Source organism: Rhizobium chutanense, from assembly GCF_002531935.1.
Lineage (GTDB): Bacteria > Pseudomonadota > Alphaproteobacteria > Rhizobiales > Rhizobiaceae > Rhizobium > Rhizobium chutanense.
Window position 1 is genome coordinate 58,360 of sequence record NZ_NWSV01000012.1, and the last position, 23,921, is coordinate 82,280.

Sequence of the window (23,921 nt, forward strand, 5' to 3'; positions counted from 1 at the left end):
GACAGATCAATTGCAAAAATATTGCCATTCTGTAAACCGGCCGGTGTCCGCCTCTTGCCTTTCCCAGCCATCCCGCCAAAACTGGCTGGAAGACGATGAGCCCAACCGGAATGCCGAAAGGAAGACATGGCAGCGCGCCAACGCATCATTCCGGTAAGACGCGAATATAATCGCTGGGTCGCCAACCAGACGCTCGAAGATTACGCGCTGCGCTTCACCGCAAAGAGCGCCCGCCATTTCTCTTCGCAGCGCATCTCGCAGACGGCGATCGGCGCAATATCGTTCCTGGCGCTCGAAGCGATCGGCGGCGCGATCACTCTCTCCTACGGCACCACCAACGCCTTTTATGCCATTATCGTCGCCTCGATCGCCATGCTGGCGATCGGCCTGCCGATCAGCCGCTACGCCATCCGCCACGGCGTCGACATCGACCTTCTCACTCGCGGCGCCGGCTTCGGCTATATCGGTTCGACCATCACCTCGCTGATCTATGCGAGCTTCACCTTCATGCTGTTTGCGATCGAGGCCTCGATCATGTCCGGCGCGCTGGAGCTCACCCTCGGCATCCCGCTCTGGATCGGCTATATCCTCAGCGCCGTCATGGTCATCCCGCTGGTGACGCACGGCGTGCGACTGATCAGCAAATTCCAGCTGATGACCCAGCCTTTCTGGATCGTGCTGAATATCCTGCCCTTCATCTTCATCGCCTTTCTGGACTGGGAAAAGTTCGATCTCTGGCGCGCCTTTGCCGGCATCCACCATGCTTCGGGTCCGCCCGGCACCGTCGCCGATTTCGATCTGGTCGAGTTCGGCGCTGCTTCCGCCGTCATCCTGGCGCTGATGTCGCAAATCGGCGAACAGGCCGACTTCCTGCGCTTCCTGCCGCCAGAGCCGCGGCGCAAATGGCGCCATCGCCTGGCCGTCTTTCTCGCCGGACCCGGCTGGGTCATTATCGGCGCGCCGAAACTGCTTGCCGGCTCCTTCCTCGTCGTGCTGACCTTCGCCTCGGGCGTGCCGCTCGACCGCGCCGCCGACCCGGCGCAAATGTATCTGACCGCTTTCGGCTACATGGTCCCCTGGCACAATGCGGCGCTGCTGTTGATGGCCGCCTTCGTCGTCGTCTCGCAGCTGAAGATCAACGTGATGAATGCCTATGCCGGCTCGCTCGCCTGGTCGAACTTCTTCTCGCGGCTGACCCACAGCCACCCCGGCCGCGTCATCTGGCTGGTCTTCAACGTTGCAATCGCCCTGCTCCTGATGGAACTCGGCATCTACCGACTGCTGGAGGAAACGCTCGGCATCTTCTCAATCGTCGCCATGGCCTGGCTCTGCACGATTTCCGCCGATCTCTTCATCAACAAGCCGCTGGGGCTGGCGCCCCCTGGCATCGAGTTCAAGCGCGCCCATCTCTACGACGTCAATCCGGTCGGCCTCGGCGCCATGACGCTGTCGGCGACGGTGTCGCTGATCGCTCATTTCGGCGCCTTCGGCGAAATCGCCGCCTCGCTTGCTCCCTATATCACCCTCGTCATCGCACTGATCGCCTCACCCGTGCTCGCCTGGGCGACGAAAGGCAGGTTCTATCTCGCCCGCAAGCCGCGCCAGAGCTGGAAGACCCTGACGAACATCACATGCTCGGTCTGCGAGCACCCATTCGAGCCGGAAGACATGGCTTGGTGCCCAGCCTATGCCGCACCGATCTGCTCGCTCTGCTGCTCGCTCGATAGCCGCTGCCACGACATGTGCAAGCCGGCCGCCCGTTTCAACGCCCAGGTCGGCACCGTCGCCAAGGCATTGCTGCCGGAGACCGTTCTCGGCAAGCTGACGACGCGCCTCGGCCGCTACGGCATTGCCGTCGTGCTGGCACTGACCGCCATCGGCGCAATCCTGGCGATGATCGCCCATCAGGTCGCCGCCGCCTCACCCGAGACGGCCGAGGTTGTCAACCGCACCATCCTCATCGTCTTCTTCGTCTTCTCGGTGATCTCAGGCGTCGTCTGCTGGTTCTACGTGCTCGCCCATGACAGCCGCGTCGTCGCCGAAGAGGAATCCTCGCGCCAGAACACCCTGCTGCTGAAGGAGATCGCCGCTCACAAGAAGACCGACACCGCCCTGCAGAACGCCAAGGAGACGGCCGAGGCCGCCAACCGCGCCAAGAGCCGCTACGTCGTCGGCCTCAGCCACGAATTGCGCACGCCGCTCAACGCCGTGCTCGGTTATGCCCAGATCCTCGAGCGCGACGAGACCATTCCGGCGCAGCGCCAATCCTCGATCAAGGTCATCCGCCGCAGCGCCGAACATCTCTCCGGGCTGATCGACGGCCTCTTGGATATTTCCAAGATCGAGGCCGGCCGCCTGCAGGTCTATTCCAACGAGATCAATATCCAGGACTTCCTCGACCAGATCGTCGACATGTTCCGCCCGCAGGCGCAGGCCAAGGGGCTCGCCTTCATCCATCAGCGCGCAGCCGCCCTGCCGCAATTCGTCCGCACCGACGAAAAGCGGCTGCGTCAGATCCTCGTCAACCTGCTCTCCAATGCCATCAAATTCACCGACGAAGGCGGCGTCACCTTCGATGTCGGCTATCGCAGCCAGGTGGCGACCTTCACTGTCACCGATACCGGCCGCGGCATCGCCGAGAGGGACCTGAGCCGCATCTATGAACCCTTCCAGCGTGGCGAGGCCGAAAACGTGCGGCCGATGCCCGGCCTTGGCCTCGGCCTTACCATCACCCGGCTTCTGACCAATACGCTCGGCGGCGAGATTTCGGTTTCGAGCATCAAGGACGAAGGTTCGACATTCCGTGTCCGTCTTATGCTGTCCGCCGTCATGCGCGCCATGGCCGCCGCACCGCAGGAGAAACGCGTCGCCGGTTACGACGGCCCGCGCCGCACGATCGTTGTCGTCGACGACAACGAAGACCATCGCGAGATGATGCGTGAAATCCTGACCCCGCTCGATTTCATCGTGCTGACGGCGGCAGGCGGCGCCGAATGCTTGACGCTGATCGAGGGAATTATACCGGACCTCTTCCTTGTCGATATCCTGATGCCCGGCATGAACGGCTGGCAACTCGTCTCGCGTCTGCGCGAGGCCGGTCAGGCGGCGCCGGTGCTGATGCTTTCGGCCAATATCGGTGATGCAGCGGTTCTCGGCGACAGTGACGACAGCCACAATGATGCGATCGGCAAACCGGTAGACATCCGCCAGCTGCGCGACAAACTCGCTTTGCACCTTGGCCTCAAGTGGATCTATGCCGACGCCGCGCCCGCCGTTGCCGTCAGGACCGAAGCGCCGATGCGGAGCCCCGGTGCCGCCCATGTGCAGGAATTGCTGCGGCTCGGCGAAATCGGCTATATCAGAGGCATCGAAGCCAAGCTTTCAGACCTTGCCAAGGTGGAGGCAAATCAGCCATTCACCGAGAAACTCCGCGCCTATGTCGCCGCTTTCGATCTCGCCGGCTTCATGACCTTCCTGCACGACTTCGACGAAAAGGTGGAATCCATTGGCTGAGCCGGCCCTGCCCCGCGACATCGTTCTGCTCGTCGACGACTCGCCCGAAGCGCTCGGTTTCCTGACCGACGCGCTCGAACAATCCGGCTTCTCCGTGCTGATCGCCACATCGGGCACGGCAGCACTTGGCATCGTCGAGCGCATCACACCCGATCTCATCCTGCTTGACGCCGTCATGCCCGCCATGGATGGCTTCGAGACCTGCCGTAGGCTGAAAGCGAATGCCGCTGTCGCCCAGGTGCCCGTCATCTTCATGACCGGCCTGACCGAGACCGAGCACGTCGTGCACGCGCTGGAATCCGGCGGTGTCGATTACCTCAGCAAACCGATCAACATCGACGAATTGCGCGCCCGCATCCGGGTCCACCTGCGCAACGCTCGCTCGGCCCAAAGCGCCCGCGTCGCGCTCGACGCCGCCGGCCGCCATCTGCTGGCCGTCAAGGGCGATGGCGCTATCCATTGGTCGACGCCGCAGGCGACGCGGCTGGTCAATGCCGCCATGGGCAGCGACGACGGGATGGAAATCGTCGTTCGCCATATCGCCCATTGGATGCGCAACCGCGTCGCTGCGGTGCGCGACGGCATCATCTCGATCGCCCATGCCGGCCAGGCGGCGCTGCAACTCGCCTTCCTCGGCGCGATTGGCCCCGACGAATATCTCTTCCGCCTCACCGCCGCCAATCAGCGCAGCGACGACGAGATGCTGCGCCAGCGCTTTTCGCTGACTCAGCGTGAATCCGAAGTGCTGCTCTGGATCGCCAAGGGCAAGGCCAACCGCGACATCGGCGAAATATTGGGATTGTCGGCGCGCACCGTGAACAAACACCTCGAACAGATCTATGTGAAGCTCGGCGTCGAAAACCGGGCATCGGCCGCCGTGAAGGCGACACATGTGCTGCACGAGATGTGACGGATATTGGGCGGCATCGCCGCCGCGATTGCCGATGATCTTTGATGGCCGGCAATTAACGGAAATCGCCGGCGGCAGATAGGCGGCACGGCGACGGACGAAATTCAGTTCTCCACAGAACGACAGAAGCCCGGCCGAAACCGGGCTTCCATCAGATCGTGGCACCAATAAGCAAGCTAAGCTTACTTAGCTTCCTGCGGGACGTAGGTGTACTTGCCGTCCGCGCCCTTCTTCCATTCGTACATGATGTAGCCAGGAATCTTCGGGTCGCCCTTTTCGTCGAACGAAATGTCGCCGAGAACCGTCGGGAACGGACCCTTTTCCTTCATGGCCGTGGCAACGGCTTCAGGATCTACCGAGCCGGCAGCCTTGGCAGCTCCCGCAATCGCCTGCATCGCAGCGTAGGAGTAGAGCGTATAGGCTTCCGGGTTGAAACCGGCGGCCTTGAACTTTTCGACGAGTTCCTTGTTCGCCGGGTTCAGGGTCGGATCGGGGCCGAAAGTGTTGAGCGTACCGGCGACAGCGTCACCAGCGATCGAGGCCAGTTCGTTCGAAACGATACCGTCACCCGAAACCAGCGTTGCCTTCAGGCCCTGGTCGGCGGCCTGACGGATGATGAGACCGGCTTCGGTGTGCAGACCGCCCCAGTAGATGATCGAGACGCCGGCTTCCTTCATCTTGGCGATGAGGGCCGAGAAGTCCTTGTCGCCGACGTTGATGCCTTCGTACATGACTTCCGTCAGACCGGCAGCATTCATCGCCTTCTTGGTTTCGTCGGCAAGACCCTGACCGTAGGGGGTCTTGTCGTGAACGACGGCGATCTTGGCGTCCTTGAAGTGATCGGCGAGATACTTGCCGGCGATGGCGCCCTGCTGGTCGTCACGGCCGCAGGTGCGGAACGTGTTCCAAAGGCCCCGTTCGGTAAACTTGGGGTTCGTGGCAGCCGGAGTGATTTCGAGAATGCCGTTTTCGGCATAGACTTCCGAAGCCGGGATCGAAACGCCCGAGTTGAAGTGGCCGATGACGAACTTGACGCCGTCAGCAACGAATTTGTTGGCGACCGAGATGCCCTGCTTCGGGTCGGAGACGTCGTCGCCGAGCTCGATCTTGATCTGCTCGCCGTTGATGCCGCCAGCAGCGTTGATGTCGGCGGCCGCCTGCTCGGCGCCCTTCTGGAGCTGAGCGCCGAACGCAGCGTTCGGGCCGGTCAGCGGACCAGCGACAGCGATGAGGACGTCGGCCCAAGCGTTGCCGCTGAAGGCGACCATCGCCGTCAGAGCCACTGCCGACAGAAGAGACTTCTTCATATTGTTACTCCCAATTTTTGGGCGGGTTCCGGTCCAAGGCCCGACGCATTACCCACCATTGACTGCGCCAGGAAAGCTGTTCCACTCTGAAGGCAATTCATGCCTAGTTTCAACGGACTGTCAATGTTTGTCCTTCCACGAAAACGCGGAAGTTTTTTCGTACAGCCAGTAATAGTTGTTGACCATCTGATTGGTGCGGCGGAAGCGAAAGCCGGCCGTCGAGAAGACCAGCAGCGTGACGAAATCGATCCCGTAGTAGACGGCGTCGAGCATCGGCCCATTGAACAGGGCATGGTGCAGAAACTGCATCGCCCAGGCCAGCAGGAAGGTATAGACGACGGCCCGCGGATAGTTGTTCCAGCTGTCCGCAACCGCCTTGCCGGCCCGCCAGGCCGTCCAGAAGCCGATCAGCGCGACGAGCGCACGGATGACGACACGGGCACCGTCATCGCCTTCGAAGAAAAGTCCCTGCATATCAAACTCTCCTTTCGACCTAATGTCTTCCGCCTTCGAGATAGGCGGCGCGGACCTCGGGATTGGCGAGAAGCTCCTTGCCGGAGCCGCTCATCGTCACCTTGCCGTTCACCATCACGTAGGCGCGGTGCGAAAGCCTGAGGGCAGCAAACGCGTTCTGCTCGACGAGGAAAACGGTCAGCCCCTCCGCCTCGTTGAGCTTCTTGATCGCCTCGAAGATGCCCTTGACGATCAGCGGCGCAAGACCGAGCGAGGGCTCGTCGAGAAGAAGCAGCTTCGGGCGCGCCATCAGCGCGCGGCCGATCGACAGCATCTGCTGCTCGCCGCCCGAAAGTGTTCCGCCACGCTGGGCATGGCGTTCCTTGAGACGCGGGAAGAGCGTGAAGATCTTCTCGACGTCTTCGGCGAAGTATTTGAGATTGTCGAGGCCCGCACCCATCTGAAGGTTTTCCAGAACCGTCATGCGCGGGAAGATGCGGCGGCCTTCCGGCGACTGCGCAATGCGCAGGCGGGCGATCTCATGGGTCGGAAGCTTGGTGATGTCGCGGCCCTCGAAGACGACCGAGCCGACTCGCGCCTGCGGGCTGCCGCAGATCGTCATCATCAGCGTCGACTTACCGGCGCCATTGGCACCGATCAGGCTGACGATTTCGCCCTTGTTGACATGGACATCGATGCCGGCGAGCGCACGGATATTGCCATAATAGGTTTCGACACCCTTCACCTGAAGAAGCGATTGACCCGTCATTACTTCGTCGCTCATCAGTTTGCGCCTCCTTCGAGTTGCTCGACGGTTGCGATCACCTCTTCCACTTCCTCATCCTCGACGCCGAGATAGGCAGCGATGACCTTCGGATCGGTCTTCACGTGATCCGGCGTGCCATCGGAAATCTTCTGGCCGTATTCGAGGACGACGACATGATCGGAGATTTCCATGACCACCGACATGTCATGCTCGATGAGAAGGATAGACGTTCCGGTTTCGGCACGAATGCTCTGCAACAGCTCATTGAGCGTCGCCGATTCGCGTGGGTTCAGACCTGCAGCCGGTTCGTCCAGGCAAAGCAGTTCCGGACCGGTGCACATCGCACGCGCAATCTCGAGGCGCCGCTGGGCGCCGTAAGGCAGATCGCCCGCCGGATCGTCGGCGCGGTCGATCAGGTCGGCCCTCTCAAGCCAATGACGCGCGAGCTCGATCGCCGCAGCAGCTTCCCGCTTGTAGGGGCCGATGCCGAGGAGGCCGAGGATCGTATAACCCGATGCCTGCATCAGCTTGTTATGCTGGGCGACGAGCAGGTTTTCCAGAACGGTCAGGCCGGAGAACAACCGGATGTTCTGGAAGGTACGCGCGACCTTGGCTTCCTTGGTAATGCGGAAATCCGGCAAACGCTCCAGCAGAAACTGCTTTCCACTCCTCTGGTTGAGCGTGATCATGCCCATCGTCGGCTTGTAGAAGCCGGTGATGCAGTTGAAGACGGTGGTCTTGCCGGCGCCGTTCGGGCCGATCAGCGCGGTGATGTCGCCGCGCTTGGCTTCGAAGGAGAAGTCGTTGATGGCCATCAGGCCGCCGAACTTCATCGACAGGTGCTCGACTTTGAGAAGAATGTCGCTCGACATTGTATTGGTGACCGGGCTCATCAACCGTGTCCCTCCTTGATGAAGCTTCCGGAGATTGCCTTACGTGCCTTGAGGAAGGCTGTCGGCGATCGCGAGCCGACGAAACCACGCGGCTTGAACAGCATCACCACAACCATGGCAAGGCCGAAAATCAGCATGCGGTAAAGTTCCGGCGTGAAGGTCGGACCGAAGATCTCTTTCAAGAAGTCCATGCTGCGCAGCGCCTCGGTACCTCCGACCATGACGATCGCAGCAATCGCGATTCCGGTCAGCGAGCCCATGCCGCCGAGCACGACGATGGCGAGGATGACAGCCGACTCCAGGAAGACAAAGGATTCTGGCGAAACGAAGCCCTGGCGTGCTGCAAAGAACGACCCGGCAAAGCCCGCAAACATCGCACCGGTAGCGAACGCCGTAAGTTTAGTCGTCACCGTGTTGATGCCAAGTGAGCGGCAGGCGATCTCGTCTTCACGCAACGCTTCCCAAGCTCGACCGATCGGCATGCGGCGTAGCCGGATCGTCACATAGGCGGTCAGCATGCAGAGCGCCAGGATGACGTAGAACAGGAAGATTTTGTAATAGGCCGATGACGAAGGCAGCCCGAAAGCCTTGGCGAAATTATTCACCTTGCCGACATCGAAGGTCCAGATACCGAAGACCGAAGCTTTGGCAATGCCCGAGATGCCGAAGGTGCCCTTCGTCAGATCAGTCCAATTGATGATCACGAGGCGTATGATTTCGCCGAAGGCGAGCGTTACGATGGCGAGGTAGTCGCCGCGTAAGCGCAATACCGGGAAACCGAGGATGACACCCCAGAGTGCGGCGAAGATACCGGAAAGCGGCAACAGCACCCAGAAAGACAGGCCGAAATAGCTCGACAGCAATGCATAGGAATAGGCGCCGACGGCGTAGAAGGCGACATAACCAAGGTCGAGAAGACCGGCAAGGCCGACAACGATGTTAAGGCCCCAAGCGAGCATCACGTAAATCAGGATCTGAATGCCGAAATTGTCGACATAAGTCAACGAACCCTGAGGACCTTTGAGCGCTACAGCCATCATAGGATAGAGCAGCAATGCAACCAGTACGACCTTCAGAAAATGGGTCTCATACGGGCTTGCTTCCAGCGGCAATCCGAGTCTTTCGGCCTCTACATTGCGTTCCCGACGCCTCTCCTCTGCCGGGAGAAGAACGTATTTGATCAGCACACCCAACAATGCGGCCAGCACAACTACGCCGCCCAGGATGAGCAGATCGAGCCACAACTGTTCACGAATGAACACGTAAGCAAGGTAGCCCACGATCAGCAAAACCGCGATCGGAACCACCACTCGCATCGTCTTGGCGAACAGGCCGGGTGTTGCTGCAAACATGACGACGGCAAAGCGGCCAACTGCGGCGATTATGACGAAAATCGCAAGCAGTCCCCAGCGCTGAACGATGACCAGCTCGTTGCTGATATTCTGTTCGGTCTTGAGACCGACATAGAGAACGAACATGCCGAACGCCAACAAGGCGGCGAAAAGGGCTTGAATAAGACCCTTGCGGACAAGTCCGGCATCGGGCTTGCCTGCGGAATTCTCAATGTTTGCCATGACGTTATACCTTCTCGACTTCCGGCCGCCCAAGAATGCCCGTCGGCTTGAAGATCAGCACGAAAGCGAGGATGGCGAAGGTCGCGACATCCTTGTACGCGATGGTGAAATAGGCCGACCACAAAGATTCGATCAGGCCGATCATCAGCCCGCCGAGAACGGCGCCCGGCAATGAGCCGATGCCGCCGAGAACGGCTGCGGTAAATGCCTTCACACCTGGCGTGAAGCCATCGGCGAACGAGGCGACGCCATAATACATCAGATACATGGTGCCGGCGACGGCAGCGAGCGCCGCACCCATCACGAAGGTGATCGAGATCGTCTGATCGACATTGACGCCGAGCAGAGCCGCCATCTTGCGATCCTGCTCCGTGGCGCGTTGGGCACGGCCGAGCGCGGTGTGGTTGACGATGTACCAAAATACGGTGAGCAGCACGGCAGTGATGATGATGATGACAATCTGCTTCAGCGATACGGAAATATTGCCGAACTGATAAACCGAGCTGACCAGCGGCGGGATCGGCTTGTTGCGCGGACCCTGCGTCACCTGGATGAAGTTGGACAGCACGATCGACATGCCGATCGCGGTGATCAGCGGCGCCAGGCGGAAGGAACCGCGCAGCGGACGGTATGCGATACGCTCGATCGTCCAATTCCACAAACTCGTCATCAGCATCGCAACGACAAGCATCGCCAGCAGCAGAATTGCCACCGGGAGACCTGCGAAGATGGATGTGAGGACGAGGAAGACGATAAGAGCGGCGAAACCACCGAGCATGAAAATGTCGCCGTGGGCGAAGTTGATCATGCCGATAATGCCGTAAACCATCGTATAGCCAATAGCCACAAGGCCATAGATGGATCCGAGCGTCAGCCCATTGAAGAGCTGCTGGACGAAATACTCCATATGTCGTTTTCCCCTGGATGCGAGCCGAAGATGCTGCATCTCTTTTTGGTTCTTCGGCCCCCGCGTTTCAGGGAACCTCATAAGCCGAATGCATAGCGGTTTCGTCGGAAATGTGAAGACAAAAAGGATTTACTCCGACAGATTCTTGACGAAACGGGCCTAAATGGTTCGTTTTGAACCAAAATCCACAGAAAATCGGCACTGAAAGGCGGATTTTTAGCCAGAAATCGCCGCCGGGTTAAACATTCGGCAATGTTGCCGCCGCTTTCTTGCACCGCCTGCCGCGCAAGCTATTCCATAGAATTGGAAGATGGCGCAAATTCAGACCCCAAGTCGGCGGCTTTTACGAATACCATTTCACCGGCAAATGCCCGATCTTCGTCTGACAAGGCTGAAAGCTTATGGTAGCATCGTCAACTGCGTTATCGGGGATACGGAGCGCGACGGGAAACACCATATCAAGTGGTGACAGGGATGGTTTGCGGACGAGCGACAGTGGGGTGCTCGGCCCGCGTGGCGAAACGGCAAAAGGACAATGCTGAGGACATTTGAAAGGGCGGCGCTCGAAGCCGGCAGGGCGATTATCACGGTCCTGCGCGAAGGTTTTCCGGTCGCCATGAAAGCGGACGCGAGTCCGGTCACGGTCGCCGACGAGGAGGCCGAACGCATCATCCTCGCTCATCTCGCCAAGGATTACCCCGAAATACCCGTCGTGGCGGAGGAATCGGTGGCCGCCGGAAAAATCCCCGACATTGCCGGTAGAGGCTTCTTCCTAGTGGATCCTCTCGACGGCACGCGCGAATTCGTCGACGGGCGGCAGGAGTTCACCGTCAACATTGCCTATATAGAGAACGGCGCCCCGGTGGCCGGCATCGTCTACGCACCGGCGCTCGGGCTCGCCTTCTCGGGAGAGTGCGGCCACGCCGAAAGGCTCGTCGTCACGGAGGATTTCACGGTGGGCGCGCGCAGCGCGATCACCGTGCGCGAACAGCCGGACGACAGGTTGGCGCTCGCCAGCCTTCGCCACAATAGCCCTGAGACCGGCAGTTTCCTCGCCCACCACGCGATCTCCAAATGCACCAATATCGGATCTTCTCTGAAATTCTGCCTGCTGGCAGAGGGCAAGGCCGACGTCTATCCGCGTTTCACCCGCACGATGGAATGGGACACGGCGGCCGGCGATGCGGTGCTGCGCGCCGCCGGCGGTTCGACTGTGACCCTCGACGGAGCGCCGTTGACTTACGGCAAGACGGGAGCTGCGGCCGATTTCGACTTCGCCAACCCGCACTTCATCTCCTGGGGCGGGAGGAAACACGTCCTCGAACCGGCGTAATTTCCTAGAGCAGGCGCTGACGACAGACATCAGGTAGATCGCTTGCCGCATGCGACGCTCGTGGCCGTCGCTGCCCCCATGATTCCCCTTCGCCCTCTCCGGCCGCGCGGCCTGCACAGTATGGAACGCGGACAGCTACAAAGTGTGATTTGCAACGTCAGGATGGACCAAGCGATTCCCGGCGCGAATCCGATTCGCCGAATCTTGCAGGCCGAATGCTGCCCATCCGCCTTGATTTTGTCATATTGTGACACAGATTGAAGCCAACCGGGCATCCTCGCCCCAAAAGTTTCGCTTAGGATCCGGTTAAAAATATCGGTTAACGGGTATCCGTCGCGTGCCGAAACCGCACGTCGGCCCACCCCTGGAAGGTGTCGCCAAAGGCCTAGAAACTTTGACGAAATTCCAATTATTAACAAAATATCATGAGCTTGCCTCAACTTAACGCAGATGCGAAAGATTTATTGCGATGCGATATTTCTCTGGACACCATTACACAATTGTCGCATTTTTCCGTTTTAGTAGGGTTACCAAGACCTGAGTGCACCCCTGGTGACAGGGTTAACCATTGATCGCCTATTGCCGCCGCGCCCCTCGAAGACAACAGAGTACGATCCTTGAGCATCACGGAACTAAACAACAGCATTTCGACTGACTCCTTCCGGCCGAGCCGCCGCCAGCAGCCGAGCGTGAAGGTTCAGACCCCCATCATCCATAGCGATGCGCCGCAGGCGCCGCTGATGGACATTGCCCTGAAGCGGGCGTTCGACATCGTTTCGTCGTTGAGCGCCCTCCTCGTCCTTGCCCCCTTCCTTCTTTTCGTCGCGCTGCTGATCAAGCTGGACAGCCCCGGACCGGTGCTCTTCAAGCAGACCCGCTGGGGCAAGAACTGCAAGGCCATCAAGGTCTACAAGTTCCGCTCCATGCGGACCGATCTCTGCGACGTCTCGGGTGTTGCCCAGACGGTGAAGAACGACCCGCGCATCACCCGTATCGGTGCCATTCTTCGCCGCACGAACGTCGATGAGCTGCCGCAGTTGCTGAACGTGCTGATGGGCCACATGTCCGTTGTCGGTCCGCGCTGCCACGCGATCGGCATGCGCGCCGGCGGCATGCTCTACGAAGAGCTCGTGCCGGAATATCATCAGCGCCACTCCATGCGCCCGGGCATGACGGGTCTTGCGCAGATGCGCGGCCTGCGCGGTCCGACCGATCGTCCGGCCAAGGCGCGCGCCCGCATCGCCAGTGATCTCTATTACGTCGGCAATTTTTCGATCATGATGGATATCCGCATCATTGCCGGCACCGTGGTGTCGGAACTGACCCGCGGAAAAGGCTTCTAAGCCTTCCGAGAAAACCAACTGCCTTACGCATGCAGGCCAAAACTGTGCATCAGTTTTGGCCTGCATGCGTTGAAGCTGCACCAGAAGCGCGCAGTGACGCGCTTGAATGCACGCCCGGACGTGTACAGCGGTTTCGGAATAACGACAGACACGAAGACAAAGAGCCAAAGCAGCCGCACTGGAATGCCTTTGCGAGCGCCTGCGACGGTTGACCGAATCACGCTTACAAAGTCCGCGCTTCAGATAGCGCCACCGCCAAATGCGGCGAGAAATCGAGAATGATCGCGATTACGTCGCTGCTCCTGCCGACCGCAAAATCGCAAGCATTCGATTTCACGGGCGCCTCAGCTCTCCAACACCCCTCCTCTGGGGCGGCGCTGCGGCGGCAGACTTCGCCCGGAAATTTTCTACAGCCCCGGAGCGCGCCACAGTCTGTTCTTGCACGGATCAGTTGCCGATGGCGAAAATGTATTGTTTTAGATCAGCCTCGTGCAGCGGCAGGCGAAGCTATTCTTCAGCCCGTGCCTCCGAAAAGCGTCTTCAAGTGACGGCTTTGCGGATTGGCGGCGCCCCCCTGCAATTGACCGCTCCTCACCGAAGATCGGCACAATTCTCTGCGTCATCGCATTATCCGCCTGCCGCAACAGAAGAGATCGGCGGCGGCGTACTCAAGGAGACCCTGCGGCCGGTTGTTGATCCACGGAACTCGATAAGAGCCGTGCCGTCGCGTTCCGCGGGAAAACCGTGAGCAGATAGATATGGAAGCCCACAAGCACCGCCATCTCGCCGCGACGCTCCTTAGCGTCGTCGATCGAAATCCCGAAATCCTCGGTCTGCTAAGGCAGAAATGCAGGATTCTGAGCGCCGTCATCGACTGGCCGCTCACGTTTCATCGTCGTAGCCTCATTTTCTCGGGTTCGGCCCGGCCCCGCTGCCGGGGACGAGAAACTCGCACCGAAGCATGGAAAACGGCTACCCCCGCATCCACGGACACGAGCATCAGGGCACGAACTGGATTGATACAACGGGAAGAACAGAGACGAAGTTTTGCGCTCGTGCTTATGTTACAGCGCTTTGAAAATCATCCCGGCAAACCGGGTATTGTTGCCCCCGCATCGTTCCCATGCAGCCGCTCCCAAATTCACGTGGCGACAGCCGACTACCCCAAATCGCGAGCCGGGAGGGCGGCTAAATTTGTTATCAAAGTCTTACGATGGGTTTAGGCAAATTTTAAATGTGGCAGGCTAGAGTGACGTCCGTGGTCTTGCGTTGTGTAGAGAGTCCAATGACCGAAATGATACGTCCCCGAGTGAAATATGTCATCGGCCCCGATGGCAGCCCCCTGACGATCGCGGATCTTCCGCCGCCCAATACGCGGCGCTGGGTGATTCGCCGGAAGGCAGAGGTTGTCGCGGCGGTTCGCGGTGGCCTGTTGAGCTTGGAAGAGGCCTGCGAGCGTTACACGCTCACGGTCGAAGAATTCCTCTCCTGGCAGTCGTCAATCAACAGCCATGGCCTTGCCGGCCTGCGCACCACGCGCATCCAGCAATATCGCCACTGATCGCACCCAGCATCGATGCAATTTATTTCGGGCCGGACGCATCTCCCGTCAGGGAATGCAGAAGGCCCGAAATCATTGACGAAGCCGCGTAGCACCAGAGGCCGGGCTGCGTGAAGGCATCCGCCAGCCCCGTCGTCTTTGCCGCCGCAATGACGATCGCGACCAGCAGCACGTCCATCATTGACCACTTGGACAGATGCGGCACGACGCGACGATAAAACAGACTGCCGGCGCCGCCGGCAGTCATCGCCTCCGCGGCGATCCCGATCATCTTCAGAAACGGCAGCACGATCGAGACCAGCGCGACGATCGCCGCCAGCAGTCCATCGCCGCCCTTCCAGAGGGAGGCGACGATTTCGATGAGCGACGGGGTCTGATCGAAAAAATACAGCGTCTCGAAACGGACCAGCGGCAAGATGAGGCCGAGCGCCAGGAAGAAGGGCGCTGCCACGAGAAGAGCGGGGCGGATGATCGAAAGCGCGCTCATTGCTGCGAACCTCGCGCCGATCCGACATTTTTTATGAACACTGCGTCTCCCCCGGGGAATTGTTCCATCGGCTTGGCACGACGGCGCCGCCGTGTCACCGTCGGCTGTGACAAATATCTGTGCACTGGGAAAGACAATGGACATTCGAAGTGAGGAAGGCGCCTCCGGCGGCCGTTATGCCGCAGAAGTCGAGGGACACGAGGCGGAGATGACCTATTCGCGCACCTCGCCGAAGCTCGTCATCATCGATCATACGGCGGTTCCCGATGCCCTGCGCGGCAAGGGCGTCGGCCAAGCATTGGCGCTTCACGCGGTGGAATCGGCCCGCGCAGGCGGTTGGAAGATCATTCCGCTCTGCCCGTTTTTCAAAGCGCAGGCGCAGCGCCATCCGGAATGGCATGATGTCGTGAACTGATCCGCCTCGCCTGAAGCGTCGCGACTTCGGGACGGTGACATGCAAACGCAAAAATGAAACACCAAAAGCCATGTATGAAGGACAGCACGCCCGTCATACATGGCTTCTCTGAGGCGATCCCCCGCGGCGCCGAAGCCGGCGCCCGGCGTTTTTCTTATGCCCGTGCGCGGGCGCTGGTGTCACGCTCTTCCAGCGCCGTCGCCCTTGCATATTCCGCCTGCATTTCTTCGAGCGCCATTTCCAGCGTCTCTTCCTGCATCTTCAGTTCCTTGATCGAAACCTGCAGGTTGTCGGCCCGCTGACGCGCAGCCTTGGCGAAGGTCGGATAAGCAAAGTGATTCGGGTCTGATATTCCGGACTTCTTTTCCTCGACGACGATCTGGCTCTCCAGATCCTTCGTCATCCGTTCAAATTCGGACATCATCATCTGCAACTGCTGCAATTGACGTCGTTTTTCGTTCACCTGGAACTCCTTCAGGCGAACGAGACTCTCTCGCGACTTCATACGCATTACTCCCGTGATGCGAGACCCCGGCTCAACTTGAAACCGCCCTGCGCGCCGCTTTGACACGGTTTGCTAAAAAATTTCCGGCGATATTAACAAATACCTACCGCTGGTAACCTTTCGTTTACGGGCATCGTTAATGATAGACCCGATGATTTAAGGGTCGGTAAATGCCGCGGCATGAAGTTCGAACCTTTTCATTGGCGAGTCGGATGAATCACTTAGCGCCTTTTCCTAATGTTAAAGTTTAGGAAAGCCTTTTTGAGATTCCTATTGGAAAACAGAGAAATGGAAAAATTATTTAATAAATTCGATACTCCTTGCCAGAGTGAATTAGAATTTGTTAACCATTTCGTGGCAGCTTCCAAATCACGTAGCGTGTTCGGTATCGTGAGTGGGGGCCAGACCACCTTTCGGCGGCGGTAAAGGGGATAATTATGCGGGTACTTCTCATCGAGGATGATAGCGCTACGGCGCAGAGCATCGAGTTGATGCTGAAATCAGAAAGTTTTAATGTTTATACCACCGATCTCGGTGAAGAAGGCGTCGATCTGGGCAAGCTGTATGATTATGATATCATCCTCCTCGATCTGAACCTGCCCGACATGTCCGGATATGAAGTGCTTCGCACGCTCCGGCTGTCGAAGGTCAAGACGCCGATCCTCATTCTCTCGGGCATGGCCGGCATCGAAGACAAGGTTCGCGGCCTCGGTTTCGGCGCCGACGACTACATGACCAAGCCCTTCCACAAGGATGAGCTCGTCGCCCGGATCCACGCCATCGTCCGCCGCTCCAAGGGCCACGCCCAGTCGGTCATCATGACCGGCGAGTTGATCGTCAACCTCGATGCCAAGACCGTCGAAGTCGGCGGCCAGCGTGTCCACCTGACGGGCAAAGAGTACCAGATGCTGGAGCTGCTTTCGCTCCGCAAGGGCACCACCCTCACCAAGGAAATGTTCCTCAACCACCTTTACGGCGGCATGGACGAGCCGGAACTGAAGATCATCGACGTCTTCATCTGCAAGCTCCGCAAGAAGCTCGCCAACGCCGCCGGCGGCGCCAACTACATCGAGACCGTCTGGGGCCGCGGCTACGTTCTGCGCGAGCCGGATGGCACCGAATACGCCGAAACCGCCTGATTTTCCGATCCCCCTTATCGGATAACGAAGATCCCGCCCTTCCGGCGGGATTTTTCGTTTCTGCACGGCAATGAGAAGTCGCCCGATACGGCGGATCTCAAGCTGGACCGGTTCAAAATCCCAGAGTTCTCGATCAAGGAAACAGGCTGCCGGCGACCGAAGGCGCGTGACCTTCGGCATCATGGCGCATGGAAGAGATATCCCGTCAGGCAGCGATCGCGCGATTTCCGAAGACGGCGGTCAGGATCTTGCGATCGAACGGCTTCAGCAGAAAGTCGGTGGCACCGGCCCTCTTGCCCGCCATCAGCTTCTTCAGATCCGCCTCGACGACGCAGTAGTAGATCTTGACCTCTTTGCCACCGTCCATGGCGCGGATGGCGGCGATCAGGTCGAGCGCGCCTTCCATGCCGGAATCGACGATCAGATATTCCGGCAGCTCCGCCTGGCAGCGCTGCAGCGCCTCGCCGGCATTGGAGGCCTCGCTGACGAGAAAGTCGAGTTCGGAGAGAATGCGCTTGCCGACCTTGCGGACGATGTCCGAATTATCGGTGATCATGAATCTCTGCATGGCGACTCCTTTACCCCTGCATCTGTCCTTGCAAGGGCCTCTAAACAACAGCCAAGCATAGGTCGATCAGGCTAAGGAATCGTTACCGCGCGAACACAGATACTCGTTTTACGAGCAGAAATCAGGCAGCCGCCACCGCCGTGAACACCAGCTCTTCGGCATTGGCGCTGTGATCGAGCGTCATTCCGCACTCCTGCGCCAGCAGAACGGTATAATAGGGCTGGATCGAATGAGCGTCGATCGCCTCTTCGATCGCGCCGGTCGATATCTCGACGAATTTCGGCGGCAAGCGCATCAGTTTGCCTTTGGCCGTGAGCTTGAACCTGGCATCGAACTCGGGATTCTCAAGCGTCACCTCGAGCACGCCGCCGCGCGGGATGGCGGAATAGGCGACGAGGAAGAGGTTGAGCAGCAGCTTGACGCGGTTCTTGGCGACGATGGCGCGCGGCCCGTTCCAGATCACCTCGGTCTTCTTCTCGGCGATAGCGAAATCCTTGGCGGCCCGCTCCGCCTCGCCGGTATCGATCGAGGCGCCGACGGAGCCCGAAGCGCCGAAGGCGAGGCGCGCAAATTTCAAGCGAACGGAAGCATTGAGCGCGCTGGTGCGGATCAGGTCCATCGCATCGGCATCGGCACCACCCTCATCGAGGAGCTCCAGTCCGTTATTGATCGCACCGACCGGCGAGATGACGTCGTGGCAAACGCGGCTGCAAAGAAGCGCGGCCAGATCCGGGCCGGACAAGGTGAGATTGGGGTTCTTGGACATCATCGTCTCCTGAGGGGCGGCAACTTCATCGCGCCCGGGAATATGCTTCATCAAAATTGCGCGAAGTTTGCGATCGTATTCAGTGCCATAATGACACCATATTTGGTAAACCGATTGTTAAGATCATCGGCGCAAAATGCACCAATCGCCGCGAGCGGTTGCCCGCTCCCAGCCAAACGACGAACGGATGACACCATGCGCCCTCGATTTCCGCACCGATTCATCGGCTTCTGCAGGTTGCTTTCGGCCCTCGTTTTTTCCTCGCTGATCATTGCCGGACCCGCCTCCGCCCAGGACAACGGCCAGTACACGATGCAGGAAATCGTCGATGCCGGCCATTCCTTCTTCGGCTCCGCCAGCGGCGGGCTTGCCAAAGTCGTCGAGAGTGCCTTCCAGAAATACGGCCTGCCGAACGGCTACATCCTCGGACAAGAGGGCGGCGGCGCCTTCATCGCCGGCCTGACCTACGGCGAAGGCCAGTTGAACACCAAGAACGCCGGCGAACATAATCTCTACTGGCAGGGCCCCTCGCTCGGCCTCGATTACGGCGGCCAGGGCTCGCGCGTGATGATGCTGGTCTACGACCTGCCGACCGTCAACGGCATCTATGCCCGCTTCGGCGGCGTCAGCGGCTCGGCCTATGTGATCGCCGGCTTCGGCATGACCTTGCTCAAGAATAACGACGTGCTTGTCGTTCCGATCCGGACCGGTGTCGGCGCCCGTCTCGGCGTCAATGTCGGCTATCTCAAGATCACTCAGGCGCCGACCTGGAACCCCTTCTGAGGCCGCAAAGCAACGGGAATTGGCCGCCGACCGCATCGGCGGCCTTGCCATGCGCGCCATGCGTGCTTAATCATCGCGGTTGACTCCGTATTAACCTTCGAATCGATGGCCGCGCCGTGATCGAATATGCTCTCTTGTTCGGATTGGGCTTCCTGACCGCGGCCTTCCTCGTCTTTCTGGTCTCGCCCGCCGTGCACCGGCGCATCGTCTGGTATACCGAGAATCGCTTGAAGGCGACCATGCCGCTGAGCCCGCAGGAGGTTCGCGCCCAGAAGGATATGGTGCGCGCGCTCTATGCCGCGGAAAACGCCCGGACCGCCCAGGACCTTCTGCGTGAGCGCGAAAAATCCCTGTCGCTCCAGCTTCGACACGACGCGCTTGCCGTCGACGCCGGCAGGCTCGCCGCCGAGATCGGCGATTTGCAGTCGCAGATCGGCGAGATGCATGTCGAGGCCGCCGAGCAGCGCTCGCACCTGCGCAAGGACGAGAATTATATCAGCCAGTTGAAGACCAATCTGCATATTGCCGAACAGTCCGTTGCCAACAAGGAGAACGAACTGGCGCAGATGAGGACGCGGCTGAGCAAACTCGGCGAACAGACCGATGGCCTGAGGATCGACCTCGCCGCACGCGAAACCGAGGCGGAGAGCCTGAAGTTCCGCGCCAACGCGCTGCGCGACGAACGAGACACGCTGCGCCAGGACGTCAACCTGCTGCAGAAGCGCGCAAGGGATGCCGAACAGAAATTGACGCAGCAGCAGCACATGGTGATCCGTCTCGAGGACAAGGCCGCGCGAGAGAGCGCTTCGGCTGCCGAGAAGGAAACCCTGCTCGCCCGCCGCCAGCAGGAGATCGCCAAATTGAAGGAGCAGGTGAAGGCCGCCAACGCCGAGATCCGCAAAGTCAACCGGGTGCTGCGCGACGCGGGCCTTGCCAAAATGGCCGCGGAAGTGCCGGCCGAGGATGTGGCGGAAGACACGACCGCATCCTCGCTCGATGCCGCCGCCCGGACGGCAGAGATTGGCGAGGATGTCCGCAGCCGCAGCGCCGCTCTTGCCGATCGCCTTCAGAAGGCAAAGACCGTCACCGGACGCGACGGCGCGATCCGCGAAGAAATCGCCTCGATCGCCGCCAACATGGTGGCGCTGACCGCGCTCAACGAAGGTCCATCGTCGCCGATCCGCTCGCTGTTGCCGGATGCGGCGGAAAAGACCTCTGGCGATCGTGTCAGCCTCGCCGACCGGGCAGCGGCGATCATCGCCGATCCCCAGCACTGAGATCTTAAAAAAGCTTCATCGCGGAAGCCATGGAAAACAACGCGATCCCCGTCGCGGTCGCTGCGTTGAGGCTGTCGAGTTCTTCCGACTGTGGAATGCGCGCACTCTGGAAGCGCGCCATCAGCGCCGCCGGCAATCCCTCCCCCTCCGTGCCGACGACGAGCGCCATGCGCGCTGAAGCCGGAATGGCACGAATATCGGTCTTGCCGTGCGGCGAAAGCGTCCAGATGGCAAAACCCCGCTCGGCAAGCGCCAGCAGCACGTCCAGCGCCTTGCCGCTGCGCCGATAGGGAACGCTCAGCACCGAACCGACCGAGACACGCAGCGCCTTGCGGTAAAGCGGGTCACAGCAGGTTTCGTCGAGCAGTACGGCATCCGCCCGGAAGGCGGCCGCATTGCGGAACATCGAGCCGGCATTGTCGTGATTGGAAATGCCGCAGCCGACGAGCACCAGCGCCCGCTCCGGCAGCGTGTCGAGCAGCGCCGTCTCGCCCCGATCCTCCCGCCGGCCGAGCGCGAGAACGCCGCGATGCAGATGGAAACCGACGACGCCGTTGAGAACCTCCGCCTCGGCGACATAGACCGGCACATCGGCCGGCAACCGCTCCAGGATCGGCAGAACGCCGTCGACGCGGTTGCGCAGCAACAGGATCTTCTCGGCGGAAAAGCCGCGGTCTTGCGCATGCGCCTCGGCGAGCATGCGCAGCACAACGGTGCCTTCGGCGATGAAACGGTTCTCCCGCCCCGTCAGATCGCGCTCTCTGATATCGCGGAATTCAGCGATGCGCGGATCGTCGGCGCTGTCGATGGCGATCGGAACGGCGGCCATGCCGGCCTCAATTGCCCGCGACAGTGACGTCGGCGACGGTGCGGCCGGTCCTGAGGTCGAAGACCAGCGCCTTGCTCTTGCCCTCGGCCGTTTCGCCGTAGAACAGGATCTGTCCTGCCGAAAACGAGGTGGACTGCACCTTGAAGCCGGAGGGCAAAGAAACGGTCGCCGCAAGCGGTGCATCCGAGGGCACGCCGGAGGCTGCAGCGGTGGCCGCCGTCTCCTTCGCTTCGCTGTGCATCGCCTTGTAGACAACCGCGCCGAAGACCGCCATAAGGCTCACGAACATGATGGCGCCGGAAACGATCTGCAGGCGGACCATCTTGCGCCGGACACTTTCCATCGCCGGATCAAGGGGCTTTTCTTCCTGCTCGTCTGGCTCGATTGCTGTCATCTGTGCGTCCCGTTCTTAAAAAATACGTCGGAGAAGAAGCGTCTTGAGCGACCCCTTTAAACAAGCAGCCGGCAATAGAAAAGTCCTGACCGCCGATGAAACTGCCGAGGGCCGGCTCGATGCCTGGCTGACGGCGCAGGTCGGCGAGGAATTTTCGCGCAGCCGCATCAAGGCGCTGATCAAGGACGGCCAGGTTTTTCTGCGCGGCGAACCCGTCACCGACCCGCAGCGCAAGGTGCGCAACGGCGATCGTTTCGAGATCACGCTGCCCGAACCGGAAGACCCGACGCCGCGGGGCGAGGACATCCCGCTCGATATCCTCCATGAGGACGAAGACGTCATCGTCATCTCCAAACCTTCCGGTCTCGTCGTCCATCCCGGCGCCGGCAACTGGACCGGGACACTGGTCAACGCGCTGATCCATCATTGCGGCGATACGCTCTCCGGTATCGGCGGCGTGCGCCGTCCCGGCATCGTCCACCGTCTCGACAAGGACACGACAGGGGTCATGGTCGTCGCCAAGAACGATATTGCCCATCGCCACCTCTCGCTGCAATTTGCCGACCATGGCCGCACCATGCCGCTGGAGCGGGCCTATCAGGCAGTCGTCTGGGGCCGGCCCCGCGCGCTGACGGGCACGGTCGACGCGCCGCTCGGCCGCGCCACCGGCGATCGCACGCGCCGCGCCGTCAAGCGCCCCGACAGCCATGACGCCGACGAGGCGATCACCCATTACGAGGTGATAGAGCGCTTCCAGGAGAAGCCGGATGCAACCGCGCTTGCTTCGCTGGTCGAGTGCCACCTCGAAACCGGCCGCACCCATCAGATCCGTGTCCATATGGCCCATATCGGCCATCCGCTGCTCGGCGATACGGTTTACGGCGCCGGTTTCAAGACCAAGGCCAATCGCCTGCCCGAAGACATCCGCAAGGTCGTCAACGGTTTCGGCCGCCAGGCGCTGCATGCCTTCATGCTGCAATTCGAGCATCCCCGCACCGGCGAAATCATGCATTTCGAGGTGCCTCTGCCGGATGATATGGTGGACCTCGTCGAGGCATTGCGGGGATAGAGGCGTCTCCGCCCCCTCTCACACTCGCGTGAGCGGCACCTTGAACCGCGGTTTTGCCATACTTATCTGTACATTGACTTAGTGCGGGCTTGGATAGAGCCGCACGTCCCGGTTTGCCTTTCTTGACGCGAGGGCGCGTTTCCATCGGGAACCGGAATTCACTTTAGGAGGGTGCACTATGGCCCGAAATACCTTGCCGTCCATTACCGCCGGCGAAGCCGGTCTCAATCGTTATCTCGACGAAATCCGCAAGTTTCCCATGCTTGAGCCCCAGCAGGAATACATGCTCGCCAAGCGTTATGCCGAGCATGGCGACCGCGACGCCGCCCACAAGCTGGTCACCAGCCATCTTCGCCTCGTCGCTAAGATCGCCATGGGTTATCGCGGCTACGGCCTGCCGATCGGCGAAGTCGTTTCCGAGGGCAATGTCGGCCTGATGCAGGCCGTCAAGAAGTTCGACGCCGAGCGCGGCTTCCGCCTTGCCACCTACGCCATGTGGTGGATCAAGGCCTCGATCCAGGAATATATCCTGCGTTCGTGGTCGCTGGTGAAGATGGGCACGACGGCCAACCAGAAGCGCCTGTTTTTCAACCTGCGCCGGCTGAAAGGCCGCATCCAGGCGATCGATGACGGCGACCTGAAGCCGGAACACGTCTCCGAAATCGCCACCAAGCTGAAAGTCTCGGAGGAGGAGGTCATTTCGATGAACCGCCGCCTGTCCGGCGACGCCTCGCTGAACGCGCCGATCAAGGCGGCCGAAGGTGACAGTGGTCAGTGGCAGGATTGGCTGGTGGACGACCATGACAGCCAGGAAGACGTGCTGATCGAACAGGACGAGCTCGACACCCGCCGGCGTATGCTGGCGAAAGCGATGAGCGTGCTGAACGAGCGCGAACGCCGCATCTTCGAGGCTCGCCGCCTCGCCGAGGATCCGGTAACCCTGGAAGACCTGTCGACGGAATTCGACATCAGCCGCGAACGCGTCCGCCAGATCGAGGTCCGCGCCTTCGAAAAGGTTCAGGACGCTGTCCGCAAGGAAGCCCAGGAACGCGCCAAGGCCGTCCGCGTCGTCGAAGCTACGGCCTGATTGCTCAACTTGAGAATTGGAAACGCCACCTCCCTACGGGAG

23 protein-coding genes are annotated in these 23,921 nt (G+C 60.3%); 11 read left to right on the forward strand and 12 right to left on the reverse strand.

The genetic code is table 11. The annotated features are described in order from the left end of the window. Positions 1-126 precede the first annotated feature (126 nt). Positions 127-3,513, forward strand: coding sequence for an ATP-binding protein (locus CO666_RS18930; RefSeq protein ID WP_097613739.1), 3,387 nt, complete (start codon positions 127-129; stop codon positions 3,511-3,513). After that, the gene (locus CO666_RS18935) at positions 3,506-4,423 is read left to right on the forward strand and encodes a response regulator transcription factor (protein ID WP_097613740.1); all 918 of its coding nucleotides are present in this window, start codon (positions 3,506-3,508) and stop codon (positions 4,421-4,423) included. Before CO666_RS18930 ends, CO666_RS18935 begins: the two co-directional genes overlap by 8 nt. Positions 4,424-4,605: 182 nt before the next feature. On the opposite strand, the gene CO666_RS18940 is transcribed toward CO666_RS18935, so the two are convergent. From CO666_RS18940 to CO666_RS18965, 6 genes are all read right to left on the reverse strand, one after another. Further along, positions 4,606-5,730: a branched-chain amino acid ABC transporter substrate-binding protein gene (locus tag CO666_RS18940; RefSeq protein WP_085738144.1), complete on the reverse strand. Its 1,125-nt coding sequence runs from the start codon at positions 5,728-5,730 to the stop codon at positions 4,606-4,608. 120 nt (positions 5,731-5,850) lie between these two features. Then, positions 5,851-6,204: a DUF6867 family protein gene (locus CO666_RS18945; RefSeq protein ID WP_097613741.1), complete on the reverse strand. Its 354-nt coding sequence runs from the start codon at positions 6,202-6,204 to the stop codon at positions 5,851-5,853. Between the two features lie 19 nt (positions 6,205-6,223). Beyond that, positions 6,224-6,967 carry an ABC transporter ATP-binding protein gene (locus CO666_RS18950; protein WP_179869718.1) on the reverse strand — a complete coding sequence of 248 codons (744 nt, stop codon included), beginning with the start codon at positions 6,965-6,967 and terminating at the stop codon, positions 6,224-6,226. Then, positions 6,967-7,842, reverse strand: a complete 876-nt coding sequence (locus CO666_RS18955; protein ID WP_097613742.1) for an ABC transporter ATP-binding protein — start codon at positions 7,840-7,842, stop codon at positions 6,967-6,969. The genes CO666_RS18950 and CO666_RS18955 overlap by 1 nt, the downstream gene beginning before the upstream one ends. Beyond that, on the reverse strand, positions 7,842-9,356 hold the full coding sequence (gene livM / locus CO666_RS18960; protein WP_425352418.1) for a high-affinity branched-chain amino acid ABC transporter permease LivM: 1,515 nt from the start codon (positions 9,354-9,356) through the stop codon (positions 7,842-7,844). Before livM ends, CO666_RS18955 begins: the two co-directional genes overlap by 1 nt. Positions 9,357-9,420: 64 nt before the next feature. Then, positions 9,421-10,323 carry a branched-chain amino acid ABC transporter permease gene (locus CO666_RS18965; protein WP_097613744.1) on the reverse strand — a complete coding sequence of 301 codons (903 nt, stop codon included), beginning with the start codon at positions 10,321-10,323 and terminating at the stop codon, positions 9,421-9,423. Positions 10,324-10,858: 535 nt separating this feature from the next. Between CO666_RS18965 and cysQ the strand changes: the two genes are divergently transcribed. The 3 genes from cysQ to sciP all read left to right on the forward strand — a co-directional run bounded on the left by cysQ (position 10,859) and on the right by sciP (position 14,560). Continuing rightward, positions 10,859-11,656 (forward strand): 3'(2'),5'-bisphosphate nucleotidase CysQ, encoded by a 798-nt coding sequence (gene cysQ / locus CO666_RS18975; protein WP_097613745.1) that lies wholly within the window; start codon positions 10,859-10,861, stop codon positions 11,654-11,656. A gap of 617 nt (positions 11,657-12,273) precedes the next feature. Further along, a complete protein-coding gene (locus CO666_RS18980) occupies positions 12,274-12,999 on the forward strand; it encodes a sugar transferase (protein ID WP_097613746.1) in 726 nt (241 codons plus the stop codon). 1,285 nt (positions 13,000-14,284) lie between these two features. Continuing rightward, complete coding sequence (gene sciP / locus CO666_RS18985) at positions 14,285-14,560, forward strand: CtrA inhibitor SciP (RefSeq protein ID WP_007533628.1); 276 nt, start codon at positions 14,285-14,287, stop codon at positions 14,558-14,560. A 22-nt stretch (positions 14,561-14,582) separates the two neighbouring features. Here the strand turns inward: sciP and CO666_RS18990 are convergent, their stop codons facing one another. After that, complete coding sequence (locus CO666_RS18990) at positions 14,583-15,047, reverse strand: paraquat-inducible protein A (protein ID WP_097613747.1); 465 nt, start codon at positions 15,045-15,047, stop codon at positions 14,583-14,585. 136 nt (positions 15,048-15,183) lie between these two features. Between CO666_RS18990 and CO666_RS18995 the strand changes: the two genes are divergently transcribed. Next, complete coding sequence (locus CO666_RS18995) at positions 15,184-15,462, forward strand: GNAT family N-acetyltransferase (protein WP_097613748.1); 279 nt, start codon at positions 15,184-15,186, stop codon at positions 15,460-15,462. A 154-nt stretch (positions 15,463-15,616) separates the two neighbouring features. Here CO666_RS18995 and CO666_RS19000 read toward each other — a convergent pair whose 3' ends face one another. Next, positions 15,617-15,967 (reverse strand): flagellar export protein FliJ, encoded by a 351-nt coding sequence (locus CO666_RS19000; RefSeq protein ID WP_085738151.1) that lies wholly within the window; start codon positions 15,965-15,967, stop codon positions 15,617-15,619. 437 nt (positions 15,968-16,404) lie between these two features. On the opposite strand from CO666_RS19000, the gene ctrA reads away from it, so the two are divergent. Continuing rightward, the gene (gene ctrA / locus CO666_RS19005) at positions 16,405-17,106 is read left to right on the forward strand and encodes a response regulator transcription factor CtrA (RefSeq protein WP_007533606.1); all 702 of its coding nucleotides are present in this window, start codon (positions 16,405-16,407) and stop codon (positions 17,104-17,106) included. Between the two features lie 205 nt (positions 17,107-17,311). Here ctrA and CO666_RS19010 read toward each other — a convergent pair whose 3' ends face one another. Next, a complete protein-coding gene (locus CO666_RS19010) occupies positions 17,312-17,674 on the reverse strand; it encodes a response regulator (RefSeq protein ID WP_010069020.1) in 363 nt (120 codons plus the stop codon). A 121-nt stretch (positions 17,675-17,795) separates the two neighbouring features. Further along, on the reverse strand, positions 17,796-18,440 hold the full coding sequence (gene chpT / locus CO666_RS19015; RefSeq protein ID WP_097613832.1) for a histidine phosphotransferase ChpT: 645 nt from the start codon (positions 18,438-18,440) through the stop codon (positions 17,796-17,798). 195 nt (positions 18,441-18,635) lie between these two features. Here chpT and CO666_RS19020 point away from each other — a divergent pair, with 195 nt between their 5' ends. Both CO666_RS19020 and CO666_RS19025 read left to right on the forward strand, forming a co-directional pair. Then, positions 18,636-19,223 (forward strand): DUF1134 domain-containing protein, encoded by a 588-nt coding sequence (locus CO666_RS19020; protein ID WP_097613749.1) that lies wholly within the window; start codon positions 18,636-18,638, stop codon positions 19,221-19,223. 116 nt (positions 19,224-19,339) lie between these two features. Further along, positions 19,340-20,500, forward strand: a complete 1,161-nt coding sequence (locus tag CO666_RS19025; protein WP_097613750.1) for a coiled-coil domain-containing protein — start codon at positions 19,340-19,342, stop codon at positions 20,498-20,500. A gap of 4 nt (positions 20,501-20,504) precedes the next feature. On the opposite strand, the gene CO666_RS19030 is transcribed toward CO666_RS19025, so the two are convergent. After that, positions 20,505-21,329, reverse strand: coding sequence for a TrmH family RNA methyltransferase (locus CO666_RS19030; protein WP_097613751.1), 825 nt, complete (start codon positions 21,327-21,329; stop codon positions 20,505-20,507). 7 nt (positions 21,330-21,336) lie between these two features. After that, on the reverse strand, positions 21,337-21,723 hold the full coding sequence (locus tag CO666_RS19035; protein WP_097613752.1) for a hypothetical protein: 387 nt from the start codon (positions 21,721-21,723) through the stop codon (positions 21,337-21,339). Positions 21,724-21,766: 43 nt separating this feature from the next. Between CO666_RS19035 and CO666_RS19040 the strand changes: the two genes are divergently transcribed. Both CO666_RS19040 and rpoH read left to right on the forward strand, forming a co-directional pair. Then, positions 21,767-22,792: an RluA family pseudouridine synthase gene (locus tag CO666_RS19040; protein WP_097613753.1), complete on the forward strand. Its 1,026-nt coding sequence runs from the start codon at positions 21,767-21,769 to the stop codon at positions 22,790-22,792. Positions 22,793-22,970: 178 nt separating this feature from the next. Further along, positions 22,971-23,879: an RNA polymerase sigma factor RpoH gene (rpoH, locus tag CO666_RS19045; protein WP_003566040.1), complete on the forward strand. Its 909-nt coding sequence runs from the start codon at positions 22,971-22,973 to the stop codon at positions 23,877-23,879. Positions 23,880-23,921: the final 42 nt, after the last annotated feature.

Coding starts and splice junctions, on each gene's coding strand:
- CO666_RS18930 (WP_097613739.1), top strand. CDS start 127: ATGGCAGCGCGCCAACGCATCATTCCGGTAAGACGCGAATATAATCGC.
- CO666_RS18940 (WP_085738144.1), bottom strand. CDS start 5,730: ATGAAGAAGTCTCTTCTGTCGGCAGTGGCTCTGACGGCGATGGTCGCC.
- CO666_RS18945 (WP_097613741.1), bottom strand. CDS start 6,204: ATGCAGGGACTTTTCTTCGAAGGCGATGACGGTGCCCGTGTCGTCATC.
- CO666_RS18950 (WP_179869718.1), bottom strand. CDS start 6,967: ATGAGCGACGAAGTAATGACGGGTCAATCGCTTCTTCAGGTGAAGGGT.
- CO666_RS18955 (WP_097613742.1), bottom strand. CDS start 7,842: ATGAGCCCGGTCACCAATACAATGTCGAGCGACATTCTTCTCAAAGTC.
- CO666_RS18965 (WP_097613744.1), bottom strand. CDS start 10,323: ATGGAGTATTTCGTCCAGCAGCTCTTCAATGGGCTGACGCTCGGATCC.
- cysQ (WP_097613745.1), top strand. CDS start 10,859: ATGCTGAGGACATTTGAAAGGGCGGCGCTCGAAGCCGGCAGGGCGATT.
- sciP (WP_007533628.1), top strand. CDS start 14,285: ATGACCGAAATGATACGTCCCCGAGTGAAATATGTCATCGGCCCCGAT.
- CO666_RS18990 (WP_097613747.1), bottom strand. CDS start 15,047: ATGAGCGCGCTTTCGATCATCCGCCCCGCTCTTCTCGTGGCAGCGCCC.
- CO666_RS18995 (WP_097613748.1), top strand. CDS start 15,184: ATGGACATTCGAAGTGAGGAAGGCGCCTCCGGCGGCCGTTATGCCGCA.
- CO666_RS19000 (WP_085738151.1), bottom strand. CDS start 15,967: ATGAAGTCGCGAGAGAGTCTCGTTCGCCTGAAGGAGTTCCAGGTGAAC.
- ctrA (WP_007533606.1), top strand. CDS start 16,405: ATGCGGGTACTTCTCATCGAGGATGATAGCGCTACGGCGCAGAGCATC.
- CO666_RS19010 (WP_010069020.1), bottom strand. CDS start 17,674: ATGCAGAGATTCATGATCACCGATAATTCGGACATCGTCCGCAAGGTC.
- chpT (WP_097613832.1), bottom strand. CDS start 18,440: ATGTCCAAGAACCCCAATCTCACCTTGTCCGGCCCGGATCTGGCCGCG.
- CO666_RS19020 (WP_097613749.1), top strand. CDS start 18,636: ATGCGCCCTCGATTTCCGCACCGATTCATCGGCTTCTGCAGGTTGCTT.
- CO666_RS19030 (WP_097613751.1), bottom strand. CDS start 21,329: ATGGCCGCCGTTCCGATCGCCATCGACAGCGCCGACGATCCGCGCATC.
- CO666_RS19035 (WP_097613752.1), bottom strand. CDS start 21,723: ATGACAGCAATCGAGCCAGACGAGCAGGAAGAAAAGCCCCTTGATCCG.
- rpoH (WP_003566040.1), top strand. CDS start 22,971: ATGGCCCGAAATACCTTGCCGTCCATTACCGCCGGCGAAGCCGGTCTC.